At 35.1% G+C, this 23753-nt stretch carries 24 protein-coding genes; 11 read left to right on the top strand and 13 right to left on the bottom strand.

The features are described from left to right. Positions 1-52 precede the first annotated feature (52 nt). On the bottom strand, positions 53-1360 hold the full coding sequence (locus tag V7P73_RS05170; protein WP_333851868.1) for a DEAD/DEAH box helicase: 1308 nt from the start codon (positions 1358-1360) through the stop codon (positions 53-55). 471 nt (positions 1361-1831) lie between these two features. On the opposite strand from V7P73_RS05170, the gene rpsA reads away from it, so the two are divergent. From rpsA to V7P73_RS05185, 3 genes are all read left to right on the top strand, one after another. Next, positions 1832-3628 (top strand): 30S ribosomal protein S1, encoded by a 1797-nt coding sequence (gene rpsA, locus V7P73_RS05175; RefSeq protein WP_333851869.1) that lies wholly within the window; start codon positions 1832-1834, stop codon positions 3626-3628. An 86-nt stretch (positions 3629-3714) separates the two neighbouring features. Beyond that, positions 3715-4479: a T9SS type A sorting domain-containing protein gene (locus V7P73_RS05180; RefSeq protein ID WP_333851870.1), complete on the top strand. Its 765-nt coding sequence runs from the start codon at positions 3715-3717 to the stop codon at positions 4477-4479. Between the two features lie 133 nt (positions 4480-4612). Next, positions 4613-5596: an EamA family transporter gene (locus V7P73_RS05185; protein WP_333851871.1), complete on the top strand. Its 984-nt coding sequence runs from the start codon at positions 4613-4615 to the stop codon at positions 5594-5596. Between the two features lie 43 nt (positions 5597-5639). On the opposite strand, the gene V7P73_RS05190 is transcribed toward V7P73_RS05185, so the two are convergent. Both V7P73_RS05190 and V7P73_RS05195 read right to left on the bottom strand, forming a co-directional pair. Continuing rightward, positions 5640-5876, bottom strand: a complete 237-nt coding sequence (locus V7P73_RS05190; protein ID WP_333851872.1) for a YtxH domain-containing protein — start codon at positions 5874-5876, stop codon at positions 5640-5642. Positions 5877-6104: 228 nt separating this feature from the next. Next, positions 6105-7481, bottom strand: coding sequence for a glycosyl transferase family 1 (locus V7P73_RS05195; RefSeq protein ID WP_333851873.1), 1377 nt, complete (start codon positions 7479-7481; stop codon positions 6105-6107). A 156-nt stretch (positions 7482-7637) separates the two neighbouring features. On the opposite strand from V7P73_RS05195, the gene V7P73_RS05200 reads away from it, so the two are divergent. The 3 genes from V7P73_RS05200 to ggt all read left to right on the top strand — a co-directional run bounded on the left by V7P73_RS05200 (position 7638) and on the right by ggt (position 10592). Continuing rightward, complete coding sequence (locus V7P73_RS05200) at positions 7638-8192, top strand: hypothetical protein (RefSeq protein WP_333851874.1); 555 nt, start codon at positions 7638-7640, stop codon at positions 8190-8192. A gap of 138 nt (positions 8193-8330) precedes the next feature. Next, positions 8331-8897, top strand: coding sequence for a pentapeptide repeat-containing protein (locus V7P73_RS05205; RefSeq protein WP_333851875.1), 567 nt, complete (start codon positions 8331-8333; stop codon positions 8895-8897). A 9-nt stretch (positions 8898-8906) separates the two neighbouring features. Further along, on the top strand, positions 8907-10592 hold the full coding sequence (gene ggt, locus V7P73_RS05210; protein WP_333851876.1) for a gamma-glutamyltransferase: 1686 nt from the start codon (positions 8907-8909) through the stop codon (positions 10590-10592). A 626-nt stretch (positions 10593-11218) separates the two neighbouring features. On the opposite strand, the gene rny is transcribed toward ggt, so the two are convergent. The 10 genes from rny to V7P73_RS05260 all read right to left on the bottom strand — a co-directional run bounded on the left by rny (position 11219) and on the right by V7P73_RS05260 (position 19345). Next, entirely contained in the window at positions 11219-12790 is a 1572-nt protein-coding gene (gene rny / locus V7P73_RS05215) for a ribonuclease Y (protein WP_333851877.1), read from the bottom strand. Between the two features lie 330 nt (positions 12791-13120). Continuing rightward, positions 13121-13408, bottom strand: coding sequence for a cell division protein ZapA (locus tag V7P73_RS05220; RefSeq protein ID WP_248877526.1), 288 nt, complete (start codon positions 13406-13408; stop codon positions 13121-13123). 2 nt (positions 13409-13410) lie between these two features. Next, complete coding sequence (locus V7P73_RS05225; protein WP_074233423.1) at positions 13411-13713, bottom strand: hypothetical protein; 303 nt, start codon at positions 13711-13713, stop codon at positions 13411-13413. Between the two features lie 334 nt (positions 13714-14047). Beyond that, positions 14048-14860 (bottom strand): type IX secretion/gliding motility protein PorT/SprT, encoded by an 813-nt coding sequence (porT, locus tag V7P73_RS05230; protein ID WP_333851878.1) that lies wholly within the window; start codon positions 14858-14860, stop codon positions 14048-14050. Between the two features lies 1 nt (position 14861). Next, positions 14862-15587, bottom strand: coding sequence for a bifunctional demethylmenaquinone methyltransferase/2-methoxy-6-polyprenyl-1,4-benzoquinol methylase UbiE (ubiE, locus tag V7P73_RS05235; protein ID WP_333851879.1), 726 nt, complete (start codon positions 15585-15587; stop codon positions 14862-14864). A 49-nt stretch (positions 15588-15636) separates the two neighbouring features. Beyond that, positions 15637-16209: a hypothetical protein gene (locus V7P73_RS05240; protein WP_333851880.1), complete on the bottom strand. Its 573-nt coding sequence runs from the start codon at positions 16207-16209 to the stop codon at positions 15637-15639. A gap of 53 nt (positions 16210-16262) precedes the next feature. Continuing rightward, positions 16263-17315, bottom strand: a complete 1053-nt coding sequence (gene ribD, locus V7P73_RS05245) for a bifunctional diaminohydroxyphosphoribosylaminopyrimidine deaminase/5-amino-6-(5-phosphoribosylamino)uracil reductase RibD (RefSeq protein WP_333851881.1) — start codon at positions 17313-17315, stop codon at positions 16263-16265. Between the two features lie 24 nt (positions 17316-17339). After that, positions 17340-17993, bottom strand: a complete 654-nt coding sequence (locus V7P73_RS05250) for a hypothetical protein (protein ID WP_333851882.1) — start codon at positions 17991-17993, stop codon at positions 17340-17342. A gap of 24 nt (positions 17994-18017) precedes the next feature. Then, positions 18018-18809 (bottom strand): NAD(+) synthase, encoded by a 792-nt coding sequence (gene nadE, locus V7P73_RS05255; protein WP_333851883.1) that lies wholly within the window; start codon positions 18807-18809, stop codon positions 18018-18020. Positions 18810-18814: 5 nt separating this feature from the next. Further along, positions 18815-19345, bottom strand: coding sequence for a GNAT family N-acetyltransferase (locus tag V7P73_RS05260; RefSeq protein ID WP_333851884.1), 531 nt, complete (start codon positions 19343-19345; stop codon positions 18815-18817). Positions 19346-19391: 46 nt separating this feature from the next. Here V7P73_RS05260 and gldB point away from each other — a divergent pair, with 46 nt between their 5' ends. The 5 genes from gldB to V7P73_RS05285 all read left to right on the top strand — a co-directional run bounded on the left by gldB (position 19392) and on the right by V7P73_RS05285 (position 23723). Further along, positions 19392-20375 (top strand): gliding motility lipoprotein GldB, encoded by a 984-nt coding sequence (gldB, locus tag V7P73_RS05265; protein WP_333851885.1) that lies wholly within the window; start codon positions 19392-19394, stop codon positions 20373-20375. Positions 20376-20550: 175 nt separating this feature from the next. Then, a complete protein-coding gene (gene gldC / locus V7P73_RS05270; RefSeq protein ID WP_089768268.1) occupies positions 20551-20877 on the top strand; it encodes a gliding motility protein GldC in 327 nt (108 codons plus the stop codon). 99 nt (positions 20878-20976) lie between these two features. After that, on the top strand, positions 20977-22131 hold the full coding sequence (locus tag V7P73_RS05275) for a cystathionine gamma-synthase (protein WP_333851886.1): 1155 nt from the start codon (positions 20977-20979) through the stop codon (positions 22129-22131). A gap of 18 nt (positions 22132-22149) precedes the next feature. Further along, positions 22150-22647 (top strand): GNAT family N-acetyltransferase, encoded by a 498-nt coding sequence (locus V7P73_RS05280; RefSeq protein WP_333851887.1) that lies wholly within the window; start codon positions 22150-22152, stop codon positions 22645-22647. Positions 22648-22652: 5 nt separating this feature from the next. Then, positions 22653-23723 carry an endonuclease/exonuclease/phosphatase family protein gene (locus tag V7P73_RS05285; protein WP_333851888.1) on the top strand — a complete coding sequence of 357 codons (1071 nt, stop codon included), beginning with the start codon at positions 22653-22655 and terminating at the stop codon, positions 23721-23723. Positions 23724-23753: the final 30 nt, after the last annotated feature.

The following is a 23753-nucleotide window of genomic DNA, read 5'->3' on the forward strand; positions in this document are numbered from 1 at the left end:
ATATGTTGTTAGGAAATATTATTTGTAATACAGTATTACAAATAATCGCTTATCAATAAGCGATTTCTATTTTTATCTTTTTGCCTTTCAACTTTTCGTTGGCTAATTGTTTGAGCAATTCGATGGTTTTTTTTCGGTTGACAGCAACGTAAGAAGTCGTGTCTTTGACTTCGATTAAGCCAATGTCATCTTTTCCGAGACCACCTTTTTTGATTAGGTAACCAACAATATCAACTTTGTTGACTTTGTCTTTTTTTCCGGCACTGATGTAGATGGTTTGATTCGGAGTTCTTTCTGGAACTCGATTAGCTTCCGAAACGTTTTCTTCTGGCGTGTTGTTTTTGATGAAAGGAAAATTCTCGTCTTCTGTCATAATTAAATACGCAAAACCTTTCGCATTCATTCTTGCGGTTCGTCCGTTTCTATGGATGAAAGCATCTTCTTTTGGCGGTAATTGATAATGCACAATCGACTCAACCTCTGGAATATCCAAACCTCTTGCTGCTAAATCTGTTGTAATCAAAATTCTTGCAGAATCGTTTCTGAATTTCAAAAGTGCGCGTTCTCTTTCGTCCTGTTCCATTCCGCCGTGGAAAGTTTCCCGCTGGATTCCTTTTTCTCTCAGTAATTCAGAAATTCTGTCCACTGCATCTCTGTGATTACAGAAAATCAAGGTTCTTTTGTTTCCGATTTTACAGATGAGTTGGAAAAGTGTATTCAGTTTTTCTTCAGGTGTTGTCATTACCTTTTTTAGCTGAATGTTCGGTTTTGCTTCATTTTCTTTTAGAAAATTGATTTTCTTTTCATTGTTGAGTTTTACAAATTTCGGAATGTTGTCCATCAACGTTGCAGAAGTCAAAATACGTTGCGAAAGTCCATTAAGCGAGCTAATGATATATTCCATATCTTCCTGGAAGCCTAATTCCAAAGCTTTATCAAACTCGTCCAAAACCAAAGTTTTGATAGTTTCCGGATTGAAATTTTCGTTTTTCAAGTGATAAGCAATTCTTCCAGGTGTTCCAATTAAAACAGCTGGTGCTTCTATCAGATTATTGATTTCTATCTTTTTATCGTGTCCGCCGTAAGCAATAGAAACTTTGAAATCTGTGCCCATAGATTTGAAAACCTGTTCGATTTGTAAAGCTAATTCTCTTGCCGGAACTAGAATTAAGGTTTGAATTCCTTTAACATCAGATTTCAAATTTCTAAGAACAGGAAATAAAAATCCTAATGTTTTCCCTGAACCGGTTGGCGATAATAAAACGACATCAGTTTCATTTTCCGACGCTTTATATATAGATTTCTGCATCTGATTCATATCCTGAATCTGCAGTTTTTGAAAGATTGGTTGTAATTCCATTTTGCAAAGGTAATTCTTTTTGGTTCGAGGTTCAAGGTTTGCAATTTAAGATTCAAATCTCTGTTAGCTAGTACTTCATACCTAGCCCCGATTGACTCTGTTTCATAAATTAATTTTAGAATCGTCGAAACTTGTACCTCGTTTTGCAACGGCATCCTTTTTTGTTATTGCGATTGACGAATGGTTCAACATATTGCTTCACTTCGTTCGCAATGACAAAAAAGATATAGTGGAAAGCGGGAATTAGCTCCTAAATAATATATTGTTTTTATTTTGAATATCAATTAGTTATAGAGAAAGTGAATTTGTAGAAAATTATTGTTGGTTTCAAATATTTTGCTTAATTTTGCACCACTTTTGTGAACGCACTTTGGGCGAAGTAAAACATTAACAATTAACATCTTCCGTATTTTTCAGGAGTCACAGCAAAGCCAAAGTCTGAATAAATAGGAATACAAATTTTATTAGAAAATGTCAAAAGAGACAAATTCAGCAGAGGTTCTTTTGAACCAAAATGTAGCACCAGAACAATTTGATTGGGATTCTTTCGAGTCAGGTCTTAACGCAGAAGACAGAAGCGAGAAGAAAGAATTGGAAGAAATCTATAATGGTTCTCTTAACGATCTTACAGATAACGACGTAATTGTTGGTAAAGTTGTAAGATTGACAGATAAAGAAGCTATCGTAGATATCAACTTCAAATCTGAAGGTGTTATTTCTCTTAACGAATTCCGTTACAACCAAGGTCTTAAAGTAGGCGATGAAGTTGAAGTAATGGTTGACAAAAGAGAAGACAAAACTGGACAATTACAATTATCTCACAGAAAAGCTAGAACGCTTAAAGCTTGGGATAGAGTAAACGAACTTCACGAAACTGGAGAAATCGTAAACGGTTTTGTAAAATCTAGAACTAAAGGTGGTATGATCGTTGACGTACACGGAATCGAAGCATTCTTGCCAGGTTCTCAAATCGACGTTAAGCCAATCAAAGATTACGATCAGTTTGTAGGTAAAACTATGGAGTTCAAAGTTGTGAAAATCAACCCAGAGTTCAAAAACGTAGTTGTATCTCACAAAGCACTTATCGAAGCAGATATCGAAGGTCAGAAAAAAGAAATCATCGCTCAATTGGAGAAAGGTCAAGTTCTTGAAGGTACTGTTAAGAACATCACTTCTTACGGTGTATTCGTAGATCTTGGAGGTGTTGATGGATTGATCCACATTACAGACCTTTCTTGGTCTAGAGTGAACCACCCATCTGAAATCCTAGAAGACGGACAAACTGTAAAAGTTGTTATCCTTGATTTTGATGACGAGAAAACAAGAATCCAATTAGGTATGAAGCAATTAGAAGCTCATCCTTGGGATGCTCTTTCTGCTGATTTGAAAGTTGGAGATAAAGTAAAAGGAAAAGTAGTAGTTCTTGCTGACTATGGTGCTTTCGTAGAGATCGCTCCAGGTGTAGAAGGATTGATCCACGTTTCTGAAATGTCTTGGTCTACTCACTTGAGAAGTGCTGGAGATTTCGTAAAAGTTGGTGATGAAGTAGAAGCAGAAGTTCTTACTTTGGATAGAGAAGATAGAAAAATCTCTCTAGGTATCAAGCAATTGAACAAAGATCCTTGGGAAAATATCGAAGCTAAATATCCAGTAGGTTCTAAGCATGTTGGAACTGTAAGAAACTTCACAAACTTCGGAGTTTTCGTAGAATTGGAAGAAGGAATTGATGGATTGATTTACATCTCTGATCTTTCTTGGACTAAGAAAATCAAGCACCCATCTGAGTTCTGTGCAGTTGGAGATAAATTAGATGTTGTAGTATTAGAATTGGATACTCAAGCAAGAAGATTATCTCTAGGTCACAAGCAATTGACTGAGAATCCTTGGGATAAATTCGAAACTAAATATGCTGAAGGAACTGTACACGCTGGTAAAGCTGTAGAAGTACACGATAAAGGTGCTTCTGTACAATTCGAAGATGCTGAGGTTGAAGCTTTCTGCCCATCAAGATTATTAGAGAAGGAAGACGGATCTAAAATCAAAAAAGGAGAAGAAGCTCAATTCAAAGTAATCGAATTCAATAAAGAGTTCAAAAGAGTAGTAGTATCTCATACTGGTATCTTCAGAGATGAGGAGAAAAAGAATGTAAGAGAATCTTCTAACAGATCAAGCAATGTTGCTTCTTCTTCAAACAACGAAGAAAGATCTACTCTTGGAGATATCGATGCATTAGCAGAATTGAAAAGAAAAATGGAAGAAGGTAAATAATCACCTTTAATCATTTTAAAATAATAAGCCACCTTTTTTAGGTGGCTTTTTTAGCAAAAAAAATATAATATCTAATATAATAACCTATGAAAAAAATTCTATTATCTATAAGCTTCATCACAGTAGCTTTTTCATCCGCTCAAATCAGTTTGAATGAAGGTTTTGAAAGTGGATCTACGCCAACTGGTTTTACAAATGTCAGCTTTTTTCCAAGCAAAGTTCTTACGCCTTGTACAGGAACTTACGGTTTGACAAGAAACTTCTGGAGCGGCGGGATTGCAGGCTCAACAACCTATTCTTCTACTTTATCTAACGGTGGCAAAATTGATATTTCCTTCGCTTACAAAACTCATATCTATTCTGGAGGTTCTGTGAATGGAACACTGAAAGCAGAATATTCTATTGACGGTGGTCAAAATTATACTGCTTTAGGTACTACTATTAATCTCAATTCTTTAATTGCTTGTACTACTTGGTCTGGATCTATTCCACAAAATGTAGTGCCATCGGGAGCCAATTTCAAATTCAGAGTTTCCGGACAATGGACATCGGGTGAGTATAATGTTATTTTAGATGACTTCAAATTAACGCAATCCCCATTCTTAGCAACTTCTGATATTGCTAAAAAAGAAATTCCAGTTTATCCAAATCCTTTCAAAGATATAATCTATTTGGATAATGCTGATGCTGTAAAATCCGTATCAATTGCTGATGTTTCAGGAAGAAATATCAAAACTGTTGCAGTAGCTTCAAAAGAAATCAGACTTTCTGAACTTAAAAAAGGAATCTATATTCTTACAATTGAGAACAAAGACGGAAGCTATAAACAAACTAAGTTAATAAAAGACTAAAATAAAAAGAAAGCGTTTCGGATCCCGAAGCGTTTTTTTATTTAAATCATTGATTGTATTGATGAACATATTTATTTAAGTTCTTAGCGAGAATAAATATAAAATCGTAAATTCGCCGGCTGTCTAAAAAACTATGGAAAAGAAAAATATTTTAAAAGGTGTTCTATTTGTTGGTATTGGCGCGAGTATCTATGGGATGCTGGCTACATTCGTGAAAATGTCGTATAACGATGGTTTCACAACTTCAGAAGTTACAACGGCACAATTTATACTTGGAATTATTGGATTGTTGATTCTGAATGTCATTCAAACCAAAACCTCCAAAAAACCATTATCTGCACCCAGCAAAAAAGAAATCAGAATGTTGATGCTGGCAGGAACTTCACTTGGTTGCACAAGTTTATTCTACTATATTGCTGTTCAGTATATCAATGTTTCTATTGCGATTGTATTGTTGATGCAGTCGGTTTGGTTCAGTGTAGTTGTGGAAAGTTTCATTACAAAAAAGTTTCCGAATGCCAGAAAAGTCGTTGCTACAATCATTGTTTTATTAGGAACTGTATTAGCAACTAATTTGATTAATCTGAATGTCAAAATCGATTGGCACGGAATCTTTTGGGGATTATTAGCTGCAGCATCTTTTACAATGACGATGTTCACATCCAATACTTTAGCGACACATTTGCCGGTTTTAAGAAAAAGTTTTACAATGCTTTGGGGTGGTTGTGTTATTGTATTGTTATTCCTGTTCTTTGCTCAGATAGGACCAATGTATTTTGACGGACTTAGATCTTTTTACCTCAATTTTACAGAGAATACACAACATATCAGACCATTTGATTATTCAATTTTCTGGACTTACGGTTTTATTTTGGCTCTGTTTGGAACCATCATTCCGCCGATTTTATTCAATCTAGGATTTCCGAATGCAGGTTTAGGATTAGGAAGTATCATCTCATCATTAGAACTTCCGGTTTCTGTAACAATGGCATTTATGTTACTGAATGAAGAAGTCATTTTAATCCAATGGCTGGGAATAGCCCTGATACTCTTCGCAATTGTTCTGATGAATTTGCCTTCCAAAAATCAAAACGAAGAAGCAAAAGCTTATCACTAAATAAATAAAAAAAGCCGTTTCAATTGAAACGGCTTTTTTATTGTTATTCTGCAGCTTGTTGTGCATCATTTTTCAACTCTTCGGCTTTTGATTTTACTTGATCTACAGTCTGATTAGCTTTATCTTTCAAGTCATTCCCGAATTTAGTCAGGTTATCTTTTGCTGTATTGATCGTATCTTTTACCTTTTGCTGATCTTCTGGAGAAGCTTTTTTGTATTTCCACCAAGCCAAAGCTCCCAATCCTAACAATGCCAAAAGACCATTTGTCTTATTTCCCATGATATAATTTTTTGATTAATATTTGATTCTTAAAGTTACAAGAAAAATGTATGCCATCTCATAGTTTTAAAGAAAAAATTTAGAGCGTGTCCTTTCCAACACATCAGCCGAAGCTGGGACCGCGCTGTCCACTATTATCTTTTTTTTGCCATTGCCATTGCCCAATCAAAAAAAAAGGATAGCCGTTACCAGCGCTCACGCGCTGCGCAGGATAGAACCAGTCAACAATTAATCCAGTTTTGTCAACAGTTCAGCCAATTGTCTTGTCAATTCTTTTCTACTGAACTCATTAATATTAGCAGAATTTTGAATGGATTTTCCAGCTTTCCAATCCTCATAAAGAGAGTAAATAAAATTTTGGATTTCCACATTATTAGCATAATCAAAATGTTTTCCAGCATTGGTTTTATCGAGAATCTTTTCCACATCTGCATCTTTTGGTCCGAACGAAATAATCTTTTTCCCAGTCGCCAAATATTCAAATAACTTTCCAGGAATAATACCTTTAGAGCTTTCGTTCGGGAAATTAGTAATCAAAAGCAAGTCGGAGTTTTGCATCTCATTAAAAGAATTATTGTGTGGCAAATAACCAAGATTTCTAATATTATCTCTCAAAACCGAATTCTTAATATCATTCAGAATTTTTTCATCAACTCTTCCCACAAACTTCAATTCAAAATCTTTAGCAAAATCTGGATGTTTTTCGGATAATTCAGTCAGAGCTTTCCAAAGATTTTCCGGATTCCTCAATTGTTCCAAAACCCCAACATAACTCAAATTGAATTTTGTTTTAAGGGTTTTAGAGTTTGAGAATTCTAGAGTTTCAGATTCTTCAACACTCCAACTCTCCAATCCTCCAACGCTCCAACTCTCAGACTCACTATCTCCCAAACTCTCCAACTTGTCAAATCCATTCGTCACACAAAAAGCATTAGCTCCATTTTTTCTGAAATTATCAGTATCGGTGTAACTTGTCGCCAGCGTCAAATCAGCATTTTCAAAAACTGATTTTTCAAGCTGTCTATGTTTTTTGTCAGAACCTGAGGTTAATTTCAAATGTTTATAATAAGATATTTCTGTCCATGGATCACGGAAATCAGTAATCCATTTCAGATTTGGCAATTCTTTTTTCAAACCCAATCCAATCAAATGCAAACTGTGTGGTGGACCAGTTGTAACGATTGTTTCAATATGATTTTCAACCAAATATTTTTTCAAAAACTGAATAGAAGGTTTTACCCAAAATTTTCTAGCATCTGGAATGAAAAAATTTCCTCTTATAAAAATGGAAAGCTTAGAGATAAAAGACTGATTCTTCCCAACATCAAACTGTCCACCCTTGAACTTCTTATTACTTTTACTGAATTTCTCAGCAATCTGATAAGGCTCCCAAATGTTGGTTTTTACAATCTTCAGATTCTCTGGAACTTCTTTTACCAAAGTCTCATCTACCAAAGGATAGCTTGGGTTTTCAGGCGTGTAAATGATTGGTTCATAACCAAATTCAGGGAGATATTTGGCAAACTTCAGCCAACGCTGTACGCCAGGTCCGCCAGCAGGTGGCCAGTAATAGGTAATAATTAATATTTTTTTCAATTTTTCCATTTTCAACTTTCAGAATGCCCGAAATAGTCGTGTAAATTTATCTGTTTTTAAAACGATTTCAAAATCTTAATATATTTAAAAGGAAAGAAACAATTCTCATTCAATTTTTTGTGGTATCATCTTTGTTGAAACCTAATGTTTTTTAAAATATGAAATATGAAAAGATTAATGTTTTTGATCGTATTAATAACTACAGTTTTTACTACGAGTCTTTTTGATGCACAGGTTAATGTCAATATTAATATCAACAGCCAGCCAAAATGGGGACCTTCCGGCTACAATTATGTAGAATCCTATTATCTGCCAGAGTATGATCTTTATTATAATGTTCCAAAACGCGGCTATTATTACTCTTCTGGAAGCAGATGGATTTTTTCGCCAGTTTTACCTGTGAGATTCCGCCACGTCGATTTATACAGAACGCACAAAGTTGTATTAGTTGATCGTTATCCTTACAAAAGACATAAAGTTCATTATAATCAGTATGCAAGATATAGAGTTAATCACTCTCCTCCATTGGTTGTAAAGCATTACAATGGTAAAGGTTATCATAAAAAAAGTTATAAAAATCATTACAAATCACCAAAATACAAATACGCAAGAGTTGTTCACCCAGGGATTTTCAACCGTGGTAAAAATAAACACTACAAAATGGGAAAACATCCTAAACCAAATAAACATCACAAAGGTGGTCCGAGAGGACATAGATAATATAAACAAACCTCAATTTTTGAATTGAGGTTTTATTTTATTCGAATTTTTCTATTAATCTTTTTCAGAATTTTCTACCTGAGAATTTCGGCTTCATCATAAATTCTGTAAATTTATCTGTTTTTAAAATGAGTTAAAATGATATATGAAGCGGGGAAAATTTTTTCTTCCAAAGGCTATAAATCCGAACAGATTCAGAAAGGAGATTATGAAGAATGCAATTTCATAGGCATCGATTTTTCTAAGTATGATTTATCGGATTTCAAATTTTCTAATTGCGATTTCAAAGATTGCGATCTTAGTAATGCAAAGATTCGACAGACTGCTTTTAGAGATGTCGTTTTCAAGAATTGTAAAATGATGGGACTCAATTTTGAAGATGCACATTCGTTCAATATATCTTTTAGGTTTGAAGATTGTATTCTGGATCATTCTTCTTTTTATCAGTTAGATATTCGGAAGACGATTTTCAAAAACTGCAGTCTGAAAGAAGCAGATTTTACAGAAACCAATCTTTCCGGTGCCTTTTTCGATGATTCTAATCTGGCTAATTCTGTTTTTGATCGAACAATTTTGGATAACGCAAATCTTAAGAATGCCATTAATTATTCCATCGATCCCAATAAAAATCAACTCAAGAAGACTAGATTCGCAAAAGATAACCTCGCTGGATTATTAGACCAACTTCAAATAATTATCGATTAAAATATCAATATGAAAAAAATACTATACGCAAGTTTACTCTTATCAGTAACCGTTTCTGCACAATACACAGACTTCAATCTCATCAAAGAAGTTAAGGTTAAAAACAAAGGCGTTGTTGTCTCCGCACATCCACTCGCGAGTGAAGCTGGCTCAAAGATTATGAAAGAAGGTGGTAATGCCTTTGATGCTGCCATTGCAACACAACTGGCGTTGGCGGTTGTTTATCCTCAGGCTGGTAATATTGGAGGAGGCGGATTTATGGTTGCAGTAACATCTGATGGAAAAAAGCTAGCTTTAGATTATCGTGAGACAGCACCTTCCAAAGCTAGTTTCGATATGTATTGGGATAAAAAAGGAAATGCCAATACAGATTTGTCTCAATATGGAAGATTAGCCGTTGGCGTTCCTGGAAGTATCTCTGGGATGTTTGAAACTTTGAAATATGCCAAACTTCCATTTTCAAAACTAATAGAACCTGCGATAGATTTGGCACAAAAAGGTTTTGCAATTACAGAGCAGGAAGCAGATCTTCTCAACCGTCATCAGGAAGATTTTAAAAAGCATAACAAAAATAAAATCGTTTTTATCAATGATAAAGGCTGGAAAGCTGGAGATTTATTAATTCAACCTGAGTTGGCAGAGACTTTAAGAAGAATCCAAAAATCTGGAGAAAAAGAATTTTATGAAGGAAAAACCGCAGAGTTAATTCTTGCCGAAATGAAACTCGGAAACGGAATTATTCAGGCAAAAGACCTTAAAAATTATAAAACCAAAGACAGAAAAGCGTTGTCTTTTGATTACAAAGGAAACGAAATTGTATCTATGCCAATGCCTTCCAGTGGTGGAACTTTGCTGGCTCAGATGTTGAAAATGGCTTCTTATGAAGATCTTTCAAAATACCAGCAGAATTCGGCTGAAGCGGTTCAAATTATGGTGGAAGCTGAGAGAAGAGCGTATGCCGACAGGGCAGAGTATATGGGAGACCCAGATTTTACAGCAGACAAAACTGAAATGTTAACCTCGGATGTGTATCTTAGAAAAAGATGGCAGTCTTATAATCCCAATCAGGCAACACCGAGCAAAGACGTAGGAACCATTATCAATCAACCAAAAGAAAGTATGCAGACTACGCACATTTCTATTTTGGATAAGATGGGAAATGCCGTTTCTATCACCACAACACTAAACGGTTATTACGGAAGCAAAACAGTAGTTTCAGGAGCTGGATTTTTCTTGAATAATGAGATGGATGACTTTTCTATAAAACCTGGTGTTCCCAATATGTTTGGTGCAGTTGGGGGAGAAGCCAACAAGATAGAACCTGGGAAAAGAATGCTTTCATCTATGACACCTACGATAGTTCTAAAGGATGGAAAAGTAAAAATGGTGGTTGGAACGCCTGGAGGAACTACAATCCCAACTTCGGTTTTTCAGGCGATTGTTGGCGTGATTGATTTTAAACAGAATGCTAATTTCTCTATCAACACACCTAAGTTTCACCACCAATGGTTGCCAGAAGTTGTGAAAATAGAGTACAATTTCCCAGAAACAACCATCAAAACTCTTGAGAAAAAGAAGTATAAATTCGAGAAAATCAAACAAATTGGAAAGACAGAAATAATTCTAGTTGATGAAAATCAAAATATCCACGCTGTAGCGGATGGAAGAGGAGATGATTCTGTGGGGGTGGAGTAACTTAAATGGATAAAGACATAAAATCAAAATTTATAATTGCATTTTTGTTTTTAAGTTTTATTGCCTCATGTTCCAAAGAGGATCTACAATATCTGGAACTTACAAGTGGTAGGGCAATGGATCCAAGTCAGAGTAGATTCTGAATAAAGATAATGTCTGATAACTATTTTTATTTATGTAAAGAAGTTATGAATGTCGATTCAGATAATTATTATAAACACAGTGGAAAATATAAATTTTATAAATGAAGTTATAAAATTGATTTTATGGAATATCAAGCTTTAGTTACAACTAATTTTTCAAAGGATAAAAAGTAGCTTTTAAGTCTATTCCAGATGAACAAGCGTACCAAATAAAATATAATTTTAATAATTCAGAAGATAGATATAGATTTTATAGCTTTAGTTTAAATGAAAAACAAAGTTTTATTTTCGAAATGTTTGAAAGTTTGCGATATAAAAAATTTAAAGAAATAGATTCAATTGAGTTTTCATCAGATTTATTACAAGAAAAACTTCCTGATCCTCTCAAATTATAATGAAATTTTGTAAAAAGGAACTGACTAATTTTTACCAAAACAAAAGGCTTCCAAATTTGGAAGCCTTTTTATAATTTTAAAGAGTGGATTATCTAGCAATATTCACAGCTCTGGTTTCTCTAATAACAGTAACTCTTACTTGCCCAGGATAGGTCAACTCATTCTGGATTTTTTCAGAGATGTCATAAGATAATTGGTAAGCGTTCTCGTCATTTACTTTCCCGCTTTCTACCATAACTCTCAGTTCTCTACCAGCTTGGATGGCATAAGCGCTTGAAACACCTTCGAAACTCAAAGCTGCAGCTTCTAGGTCTTTCAATCTTTGGATGTAAGATTCTAGAACTTGTCTTCTTGCACCAGGTCTTGCTCCGGAAATAGCATCAGCAACTTGGATAATTGGAGATAGGAGAGAGGTCATTTCGATTTCGTCGTGGTGAGCACCGATGGCGTTGATTACTTCGGCATTTTCACCATACTTCTCTGCCCATTGCATCCCAAGAAGTGCGTGTGGCAATTCTGATTCTTGTTCAGGAACTTTCCCGATATCGTGTAATAGACCAGCTCTTTTAGCTAGCTTAACATTCAATCCTAATTCAGCAGCCATTGTCGCCGCAATGTTTGCAACTTCTCTGGAGTGTTGTAGTAAGTTCTGACCGTAAGAAGAACGGAACTTCATTCTACCAACTACTTTCACCAACTCTGGGTGAAGACCGTGGATTCCAAGATCGATGATGGTTCTCTTACCAACTTCAATGATTTCTTCCTCGATATGTTTTCTTGTCTTCTCAACTACTTCTTCGATTCTAGCCGGGTGGATTCTACCATCCGTCACCAATCTGTGTAGAGACAATCTTGCAATCTCTCTTCTCACAGGATCAAAGCATGAAAGAAGAATCGCTTCCGGAGTATCATCTACAATGATTTCTACACCTGTTGCAGCTTCCAAAGCACGGATATTTCTACCTTCTCTACCAATGATTCTACCTTTGATCTCATCAGATTCAATATTAAAAACAGAAACCGAATTCTCTACCGCCTGCTCCGTTCCGATTCTTTGGATGGTTTGGATAACGATTTTTCTAGCCTCATTTTTTGCATTAAGTTGAGCTTCCTCCATAATACTTTGAACGTGGGCTTGAGCTTTTGTTTTAGCTTCAGCTCTCAAAGATTCTACCAATTCGTTCTTAGCTTCTTCAGCAGAGTAGTTGGAGATTTTCTCAAGCATTTCTACTTTTTGCGCTATTGCAACATCTAGATCGTGTTGTTTTTTCTGAACAACTTCCAGTTTTTTGTTGTAATCTGCAACTTGTCTTTCTAAGTCTTTTTCTAATTTTCCAGCTTTGCTAAGCTCGTCATTCAGTTTGTTTTCTTTGTCTTTGGTACGCTTTTCAGCTTCCTGCATTTTTTTCTCTCTGTTGTTGATGTTGGCGTCGTGCTCCGACTTCAGTTCCAGAAATTTTTCCTTGGCTTGCAGATGTTTTTCTTTTTTTACCGCTTCTGCCTGTACATTGGCTTTTTCTATAATGTTTTCGGCTGTTTTCTTAGCATCTTCTACAACGTATTGAGCTTTTGAATTGAGAGAACTTTTTCCGAAGAAAAGTCCTGCAACTGCTCCGATGATAAGGGCAACGACACCGATAATAATGGTAATTGTGTCCATAAAATTTATATATATATATTGAGTTTAATTGTCTCTCTAATTGATGGAAGTCAGACGTCTGAAGTTGGATAATTTTTGTTCCCACAGACACTTTTTTCCAATTTAATAAACTTCCGTCATCCAGCTTCTGACTTCCGACGGAACATAAAAAAACCTACAACAGTTCAGTTATAGAGTAAACTCCATAAAAACACGATTTGAACTGATTTTCACTCTTTGTAATCTGCGCAAGGCAGCACGCCATCGAATGAACTTTCGTCCGGTAATTTTTAATTGTTGAGTTTACTTCTTTGTGTTAGAACTATTGTAGGCAGCTTGTAATAGAAAAAATTATTTTTCCAATTGCTCTAAGAGTGTATTGATTTTGGCAACACGCTCGTTTGTATTTTTAATATTTTTCTCGTTGTTTAAAGAATATACTTCTGCATTGGTTCCCAGTTTCAAAGCGCACATCGCAAGAGCATCCTGTTTATCTCTTACATCGAAACTCGCTTCAAAATCCTTGATCATACTTTCTATCTGTTTCCCTACTTTGCGCAAGGTTTCTTCTTCTGCAGCAGGCACGTTCAACGGATAATTTCTTCCGGCTATATTGATCGTTATTCTTCTGAAATCCATTGTTATAAACCGCTGTTTTGTAATTCAGAAACGCACATATCTATTTCTTTTACCAATCTGTTGATGTGATTTTTCATCAGTCGGTTGTGTTCTGCGTTTCCGGATATTGCTGAGTAGAGTTTTAATTCTTTATTTTCTTCTGCTAATATCTGGTTTCTGCGTTTTTCCTCGGCATATTCTTCCTTCACTTTTTGTAGCTCCTCAGCCGTTTCTGCGTGTTTCTCTGAAAGAGTCCTGAACTTTTTGTAAAGGTTCTGAATCTTTTTCTCTAAAACAGAAAAGTTGTTTTCTAATTCGCTTAACATGACCAGAATTAAATTCTAACTTTTACAAAAATAGTAAAAATTAATGATGAATTAACACCTTATTGCGCTTTTGTGAAAATGAATGGGTTTGTGTTTGATTTTTAAGGATTTAAAGTTGGACATAAAATGTTTAGGAAAATAAATAGTTTCTGAGGTTTATCCTTTTGGTAACCTTATTTTCTATTAGGCGCAGCTGCGTGAGGGCGGAAGGCATTGTTGGAGCTCTCCGCCTTTGGCGGAAGCGACTGCCTGTAGACCGACCTGCTTGTCCCGATGCAGTCGGGACAAAAGGGCACGCCCATAAAAGCTTCCTATAGAGAAAGCTTTGTAGATTTTATTCGAATTTCAGAACAAACATAAATGCTCTGGTTTGTATTGTGGAAATGGCTGGTGTCCAATACGGCGGTGTGGTTGCGTTGTCTTGTACCAACTCGTTATTGGTGAAGAAAGTTCCTCGGATTGCTGGTGTTAATTTAAATCGACTGAAATACAACTGAATCCCAATCTCTGCAGACCAACCGAAATTGTGTGTGGTTGTACGGAAGGTATTTACGCTGTTGTCACCTTCGGAAGTTTCGTTGGACTGAAGATTCATCAAATAATTAACTCCAACAGCGGCGTATGGACGCGAGTTGTACCAACGGTCACCGTGGATTTCCAGCAAAATCGGAACATCTACATAAGTTGATTTTACCATTCTTTTCTGATCTACATCAGTTGGAGTGGTAATATTGGGAGTAATACTTCCATCCGGTAATGTAAAGCCTCCTGGAAATGCTTCATTGACTTTGTCAAACGTATTGAAGGTCAAATCTCTTTGTACAAAATGTAAGCCTGGCTCTATACGAAGATCTAAATAATAATTAAGCCTCATTTTACCAATTAATCCGGCACCGAAGCTGTAAGTAGATTTGGATTCTACAAGATTTCTGTTGCCATCCATCCCATATCTTGGATTGAGAACCATTTTGTAATCAAAATTATTACCAGCCAGATAAAATCCATAACTGAATTTTTCCAAATCCATACCTTCTCTGTTTTCTTGTCTGTCTTTTGTTCTGAAAAGATTGTTGTAAGTCTGCGACTGAAGGTTACTGCCAAATATTATAGCAGATATTGATAAAATTTTGATTAATCTTTGCTTCATCCTATTTTGTAGCTTTATAAATGGTGGCTATTCCTAAACTTAATTTTGTGTATTCTACTTTTTTGAAACCTGTGTTCAGAAGAATGGTTTTCATTTTTTCTCCAAAAGGAAAAGCGTTTACAGAATCTGGAAGATAGGTGTAAGCTCTGTTGTCTTTGGAAACCAAACGTCCTATTGCCGGTAATATATTCTTAAAATAAAACATATAAAATGGGCCTAAAAATCCTTCTACTTTTGAGAATTCTAAGATATAAATACTTTTGTTCTCTTTCACCACTCTTCTCAATTCTGATAATCCTTTTTCCAGATTTTCAAAATTTCTTACTCCAAATGCAACGGTTACGCCATCGAATTTATTGTCTTCAAACGGAAGTTGTTCTGCATCGCCTTTCTGCATCGTGATTTTGCTGTCAAGATTTTGTTTCTTGATTTTCTCGATTCCCACGTTCAGCATTTGTTGAGAAAGATCCAAACCAACAACATTAGCATTAGTTCCTTTCTGTACTGTAATGGCTAAATCTCCTGTTCCCGTCGCTACATCCAAAACCAATTGTGGTTGGTCTTTTTTCAGCATATTTACCAACTTATTTCTCCAAAGCACATCAATTTTCATGGATAAAACGTGATTCAAAAGATCATATTTTGGCGCAATGTTGTCAAACATATCTTCTACTTGACTTTTCTTGCTATTTTCGGAGTTATATGGTGTTACGTTGTTGTGTTCCATTTTATTGTTGATAAATGATAATTGATAAACAGTTACTTAAACTGAAGAATCAAAATTTGTAATAGTTGTTGTAATAATTGATAAAATCCTGCTTTCTAAAAACTTTTGATCTACTTTCAATTTTTGCGACGTTTTTGATAACGCGATCATAATCTTCGTCCAGATTATAATAAAAGTCTTCAGAATATAGCTTGTTTATTTTCTTAACATCGCCAAGATAAAGCTTCTTATCAATCTCTAATCCGGGTTTTGTAGCCATCAAAGAATCTTTGTTCAAGCCGTAACCATAGTATTGATTGTTGATGTAATAATCTTTGTGTGTAATATTCAGAAGGCCTCTTACTTTGTTCACTGTGAAGGCAGAATCGTAAAGCATTTGTTTGTTTTGATCAAAAACCTGAATCTTGTTTTTTCCTTTATTAAGGTCAACTTTCAGATATTGTCCGGCAGATAAAACCTTTTCTTCGCCGTTATTGACTTTGAAATAATAAGTTTCCGGCGTAGGATTGTCCACCAAATAATAATTTGGTTTTGCCAAAAACAAAAAGTAAATCGCAAAAGCAAATCCCATTGCCAACAAAGAAAAAATCAAACCTTTTGTAGATGCGCTCAGATTTTTCATAGAGTGATTAAAGATGCGAATTTACGGATTTTTTCTGAGCTGTAATTCTGATATTAGTTAAGACTTTCGTTAACGAAAAATAAAACTTCTGTATCTCTTAGTTTTTCTTTTTTTTGAGGATTGAAATTGAATTCCGGAGCTTTGGTTCCGTTCTCTAAATTCAGATTTGGATTTTTGAAAATCAATGCTTCATCCCAAAGATTTTGATTGATGAATTCCTGCAATGTAAATCTTCCACCTTCAATAATCACGGACTGAATTTGTAATTCATACAATTTTTCTAAAATCTTATTAAGTGAATTTTCCCTTTCTATTTTAAAGAATTTCAGATTTTTATCTTCAAGATTTTTAACCGAATTAAAAATAATTGTTTCTGCCTCATCATTATAAATATTAGACTTTTCAGAAACTTCGAGATTGAAATCGATTAAAATTCTAATCGGATTTCTTCCTTCAAACTCTCTTACCGTCAAACTTGGATTGTCGTGAAGAGCTGTGTTTTTTCCAACCAAAATAGCGTGTTCTTCGCTTCTCATTTGATGAACAAACTGCTTAGATAAAGCATTACTAATTTGATAAGGCTTGAAATCTTTATCCATAAAACCATCTGCAGATTGCGCCCATTTTAGGATAATAAAAGGTCTTTTTCTCTCGTGATATGTAAAAAATCGTTTGTTGAGTTGTCTGCATTCTGGTTCTAAAATGCTGGAAACAACTTCAATTCCTGCTTCGGTAATGATTTTTTTGCCTTTACCATTCACTTTATCGTGACTGTCCATTGCACCAATGACCACTTTTTTGAACCTCAATTCTTTGATTTTAAGAGCGCAAGGTGGCGTTTTTCCAAAGTGCGCACAAGGTTCCAAAGAAACATAAATTGTTGATTCCGGAATCAAATGTTTGTCTTCCTCTTTTATAGAGTTAATCGCATTGATTTCTGCGTGTGGTTCGCCAGCTTTTTTGTGAAAACCTTCGCCAATAATTCTATCACTATAGACGATAACCGAACCAACTAAAGGATTTGGATAAGTCTTTCCTAAAGCTTTTTCGGCTAATTCGATACACCTGCGGATGTAAAATTCATCATCATTTCTAACTTCTAACATCTTGAATCAAACTTCTAATACCAATTATTTCTTTGTTTCTACTGCAGTTGGTTTGTAAGTTACAGTTGGAATTGCAGTTGTGATAATGGCTTCCATTAATCTGTTCCTTTCTTTGGACAAAGCTTTGCTTGAGTATTTCAAATCGCCAGCGACTCTTTTAGAATAAGAAAAAATCAAGAATGATTTTTTACCATTAGAATCAAAATTTTTAAATCTGTCAATGTTATATTCAGCGTAAGATTCGCCTTCTTGTGGAACAACGGTTACGAGGTAATCTACAATGATTTCCTTGCCGTCAGGGCTTTCTGTTACGCTAACAAAAGAATATTTGTCCTGAGTTCTTTCTTTTCTTTTTTCAACATATTCTACTTTTTGTTTGACAGCCGTTTCTATGTCAATTTCCTTATCGAAATATGAAATATTAATGAGTTCCTTATAATTTTTGAAATCATCATCTCTCATAAGATATTGCTGTTGCGCCCAAGTCGGAGAGTTTTGCTTGCTCCAAGTTAAAAAATATTCACTCTCACGAAAGGTTAGAGGTCCCGGAATATTAAGTCTATCAATCACTTCCACCGGAGCAGAAACAGGAACTTCTTCGGTTTTAGTTTCCTGAGAATAAACCAGCGATGAAAATGCTAAACCAACTGATACAGCAAGTAGATTTCTAAGTTTCATATTAATATTTTTTTTAATTAAAGCTTATTTCAATTCCAATGGAATCTCACAAACCGGAATCGGATTCATTTTATGTTGCGTCGCTCTGTTGAATCTCAGATAAATTGTCATTACTTCTTTTTGTCTTCCTTCAAAATCTGCTTCTGTTTTTCCAGCAAGTTGTTGTTCCATAGCCCATTCCAATTCTGGATAAGTCGCTCCAATTTGATCTTCATCCGTCCTTTCAACTTCCCAAAGTCCGTCTGTTGGTTTTGCTACTTGGATACTTTCAAGAATTCCCAATTCCTTTGCAATCTCATAAACCTGAGTTTTATAAAGATCAGCAATAGGAGAGATATCCACGCCACCATCGCCATATTTCGTAAAAAATCCAACGCCAAAATCTTCAACTTTATTTCCTGTTCCAGTCACCAAAAGTCCATTGATCTGTCCATAATAATAAAGTGTTACCATTCTCAATCTCGATCTCGTATTGGCTTCAGCAAGGTTTTTATTGGGCGAATCGTCTTTGTAACCTTCTGTTGTTTTTTCAAAACTTTCAAAAGTAGGCGTAAGATCAACCCGGAAACCTTCAACATTTGGGAAATTGGCTTTCAGAAAATCAATATGATCTTGAGCTCTATCTACTTGGTCAGCTTTTTGACGAATCGGCATTTCCAAAACTAAAGTTTGAAGTCCTGTTTTTGCTGCCAAAACTGAAACCACAGCAGAATCAATTCCTCCGGAAACGCCTACAACAAATCCTTTTGAGTTAGCTTTGGTTGCATAATCTTTTAGCCAGTTTACGATATGATCTATTACTTTTTGTGTCTGCATTATTTTTATTTTCTATTATTTTTTTCTAATTCGTACCAATTACAAATATCACCTTTATCAAGAAAAGTTCCTTTGTTTTCAAAACCTAATTTTGTAAGAATGTGATTGGAAGATTCATTTCCGATATCAGCATAAGCATAAATTTTATCAGCATTTAGTTGATTGAAACCTAAATCTAAAGAAGCTAAAGCAGATTCCGTAGCGTAACCTTTTCCCCAGAATTCGGGAAGAAAACGATAACCTAATTCATATACATTTTTAAAACTGTTCACTTCTTCTGTCAAAAGTTTGATTCCGCACCAGCCGATAAATTGATTGCTTTCCTTTTCAATAACAGCCAACCTTCCAGTTCCGTTATTTTTGTATTGATTGATAATGTTTTCAATCATTTTAGCAGATTCTTCCTTTAATTTTACAGGCGGAACTCCAACATATTTCATAACATCTGGATTACTGTCTAATTGAAAGATGTTATCGATGTCGTCTATTGTTATTTTCCTTAGTGTTAATCTTTCTGTAAATATTGGGAGCTTCATCTATTAAAATGTATTTTTGCTTTTCGAAAATCTCAATGTAAAAATAATGAAGTTTTTCCGATATATCACGATTTCTGCAGTTTTAGTTTTTGGATTAAGTTCTTGCAAAAAAGAAAATGAAAACCAATGGAATGTTGAAATCAAAAATCCTGTTAAAAAAGTAGATGTCACAGATTTGTCTGGGGAATTCTATAATTCTTCTGTTAGTTTGGAAGATTTCAAAGCGAAATATCCTTGGTTTCAAGGTTCTGTTCCGGATGCAGATTACGAGAATAGAAGAAAAGATACAATGGAAGTTCGTGTTTATAAAGAAGCTATTTCCAAAATTGATAAAACTAAATTTAACAATGATTTAGTTGATCTTTTCTCACACATTAAGAATTACTTTCCGAACTTCGTTCCGCCTCATATTTATCTATATTCATCGGTTGTTGATTCACAAAATGTTACCGATCCAATATTTCTGAGAGAAGATCAAAATATGCTTTTTGTTGATATTACAGGTTTTCTAGGAGATGGAAATAAGAATTATAAAGGTCTTGATTTCTATTTTCAAAAATCAATGAATCCGGAAAATTTGGTTCCTAAGATTTCTATGTTTTTTGCTTCCAGATTAGTTCCTGCTCCAATCGATCAGCAGAAGTTTTTGGATCAGATGGTTTATCAAGGTAAAGTTCAGATTCTTCAAGACGCATTTTTACCAAATGTTCCTGATTATTTGAAAATCAATTATACCAAAGAACAATACGATTGGGCGGTTGCGAATGAAGCTAATATCTGGAACTATTTTGTAGAAAACGATTTGCTCTTCAGCGCAGATCCAAATCTTTCTGAAAGATTTATTACGCCTGGACCGTTTTCAAAATTCTACACAGAAGTGGATAGAGAAAGTTCTCCGCAAATTGCTATCTGGACAGGCTGGCAAATTTGTAAACATTATCTGAAAGCTCATCCGGAAGAAAAACTACAAGTATTTTTAAAGAAAAATGCAACAGAAATCTTCAACGGTTCAGATTATAGACCCAAATAAAGTTGGGGTGCTTGAGAATGCTAGAGCTTTTAGAGTTTTTTTGAATAATTTAATGTTTTGCTGAGCAAAGCGCCTTTGCGTATCTTAAAAATATTTTCAATTAAGTGAAAAAAATTGCGGACTTTGCGTTTAAAATTAGAATAAATACAACTTAAATATATTAAGAATAAAATCAATGAAAAAGACAAAAATCGTTATAGATGTAGAATTGGACGATAATCACGTTCCGGAAAAAATGTTCTGGAAAGCCGAAGACGGCGGAATCAAAAGACAAGAAACCAAAGCAGCAATGATTTCCGTTTGGGACAGCAAAGCTATGGAAGCTCTTAGAATCGACCTTTGGACAAAAGATATGCCTGTTGACGAAATGAAAAGGTTTTTTCATCAAATCTTAGTTTCCATCGGACATACTTACGAAAGAGCAACCAGTGAAGAAGATGTAGCACAATGGATTGGAGAAATGGCTGAGGAATTTGCTGTGAAGTCCGCTATTAAAATGTAAATCGTAAAATTGTAAAATCGCTTTATATATTTAGATAAATGATTTAGGAGATTAACTAATCATCGATTTTACAAATCAACAAATTAACAAATCAACAAGATGAAATTCAATACAAAAGTTATACACGGTGGGCAGCACCACGAGCCTGCAACTGGAGCAGTGAATGTTCCTGTATTTTTAACATCAACATTTGCCCAAAAAAGCCCTGGACAATTGCTTTCTGGCTACGAATATTCCAGAGGTGCAAATCCTACAAGACAAGCGTTAGAAGATTCTTTAGCAAGCATAGAAAATGGAGCGAGAGGTTTGGCTTTCGGTTCTGGTTTGGCTGCGATTGATTGTGTTTTGAAGTTATTAAATCCTGGTGATGAAGTGATTGCTGTAGACGACCTTTATGGTGGATCTTACAGAATGTTCACAAGATTATTTGAGAAATATCAGCTGAAATTTACATTCATCGGTTTTGATAATGTAGAAGAATTAGAAAATGTTATTACTGATAAAACCAAATTAATTTGGTTAGAAACTCCGACCAATCCTTTGATGAAATTAGTGGATATCAAAATGGTTGCGGATACTGTGAAAGGCAGAGATATTTTGGTGGCTGTTGATAATACATTTGCAACGCCTTATATTCAGAAACCATTGGATTTGGGTGCTGATATTGTAATGCATTCTGCAACGAAATATTTGGGTGGACATTCTGATGTTATCGCAGGAGCTTTGATTGCTAAAGATGCAGAATTAGGAGAAAAATTACATTTCATTCAGTTTGCGAGTGGTGGGATTTTAGGGCCTCACGATTCTTATTTGGTTTTGAGAGGAATTAAAACTTTGGCGCTTAGAATGCAAAGGCATTCCGACAACGGTTTCCAGATTGCAAAATATCTTGAGAATCATTCTTTGGTAGAAAAAATTTATTATCCTGGATTATCATCTCATCCGCAATACGATTTGGCGACTAGACAAATGACGGAATTTGGCGGAATGGTTTCTTTCACTTTCAAATCTGGCAAAAAAGAAGATGCGATTAAATTCTTGGAAAATATCAACGTTTTCACTTTGGCAGAATCTTTGGGTGGAGTAGAATCTTTGGCCAATCTTCCTGCGATGATGACGCACGCTTCAATTCCTGAAGATAAAAGAGCGGTTCTTGGAATCACTGATGATTTGGTGAGATTAAGTGTCGGAATTGAAGATGCGGAAGATTTGATTGCTGATTTGGAGCAAGCTTTCAACGCAATTAATAATTAACAATTAATAATTAAAAAAATGACTTTTCGTGATGCGACTTTAGATGACCTTCCTAAGATTGTGGAAATTTACAATTCTACGGTTGCATCTCGATTGGTTACCGCTGATTTGGAACCTGTTTCTATCGAGAGCAAACTCGATTGGTTTCATCAGCATAATTCTGAATTTCGTCCGCTTTGGATGATTGAAGATTTTCATAAAAATACCATTGGCTGGGTTAGTTTTCAGGATTTCTACGGAAGACCTGCTTATCAGAAAACGGCTGAAATCAGTATTTATCTTTCTGATGATTCGCGAGGAAAAGGTTATGGGAAGCAGATTCTGGAATCTTGTATCGAAAAAGCACCAAATCTCGGAATCGAAAATCTTCTTGCTTTCATCTTCGCTCATAATCTTCCAAGTTTGACTTTGTTTGAGAAATTTGGTTTTGAATTATGGGGAAATCTCAAAAATATCGCTGAACTCGACGGCGAAAAAAGAAGTCTTATTATTCTCGGAAAAAATATCAAAGATTAGCGAAAATGGAAAACATCCCGAATTGTCTTTATTGGATTACATCCGTTTTAGCGATTTTATCGATGCTAATTCCCGTTATCCGACATAATTACTGGGTTTTTCGTGTGTTCGATTATCCTCGTTTTCAGAAATTTATCATTCTTCTAATTCTTATTGTCGCTTGGTTTTTCACTTTTGAAAATCCGAATATTTACGAATATATAATTCTTACTGCTGAAGTAATTTCTGCTGGATATTTATTTTACATCATTCTTCCATACACGGATTTTGGGAAAACGATGATTGATAAAATTAAACCAAATCCCGGCGAAAAAGTTCTTGACATTTTGGTTTGTAATGTTTATCAGCATAACCGGAATTATCAGAAATTAATTGATTTAGTCACAGAGGAAAATCCATCTGTTTTATTTTTTTTGGAGACTGATGAAGAATGGCGAAATGCCTTAAAATCCGTTACCAAAAATTACGAATATAAAATCGAAGTTCCTTTAGCCAACACTTATGGACTTCTTTTTTACAGCCATTTTCCGGTTAAAAATTACGAAGTCAATTATTTGATTGATGATGATATTCCGTCGATTGTGGCGGATTTGGAATATAATGATCTAACGGTTAGATTATTCGGAATTCATCCAACGCCGCCGGTTCCTCAGGAAAATCCGGAAAGTACGGAACGTGATGCGGAAATTCTTTTGGTTGGCGAAAAGGCAGAGGAATTTGGAAAACCAGCCATTGTTTTTGGAGACCTGAATGATGTCGCTTGGTCCAGAACGACTAAGCTGTTTCTAAAATCCAGTGGAATGCTCGATCCGCGACGTGGACGAGGAATGTTCAATACTTTTCACGTCAAATATTGGTTTCTGCGTTGGCCGCTTGATCATTTTTTCGTAAGCCCGCATTTTCGATTAGTCGATATGAAAGTGATGAAATCTGTTGATTCTGACCATTTTCCGATTTGGATTTCTTTGGTTATAAGAAATGAAGACACGAAAAATCAGCTTGAAATTTCTGAGGACGAAGAAGCTGAAGTGGATGAAAAAATCGAAGAAGGCATTGAAAAAGGCGATGCTAATTAAAATCCTTAACTTAGTTATTCAAATTAAAAT

Origin of the sequence: Epilithonimonas sp. (genome assembly GCF_036780765.1) — a bacterium.
Lineage (GTDB): Bacteria > Bacteroidota > Bacteroidia > Flavobacteriales > Weeksellaceae > Epilithonimonas.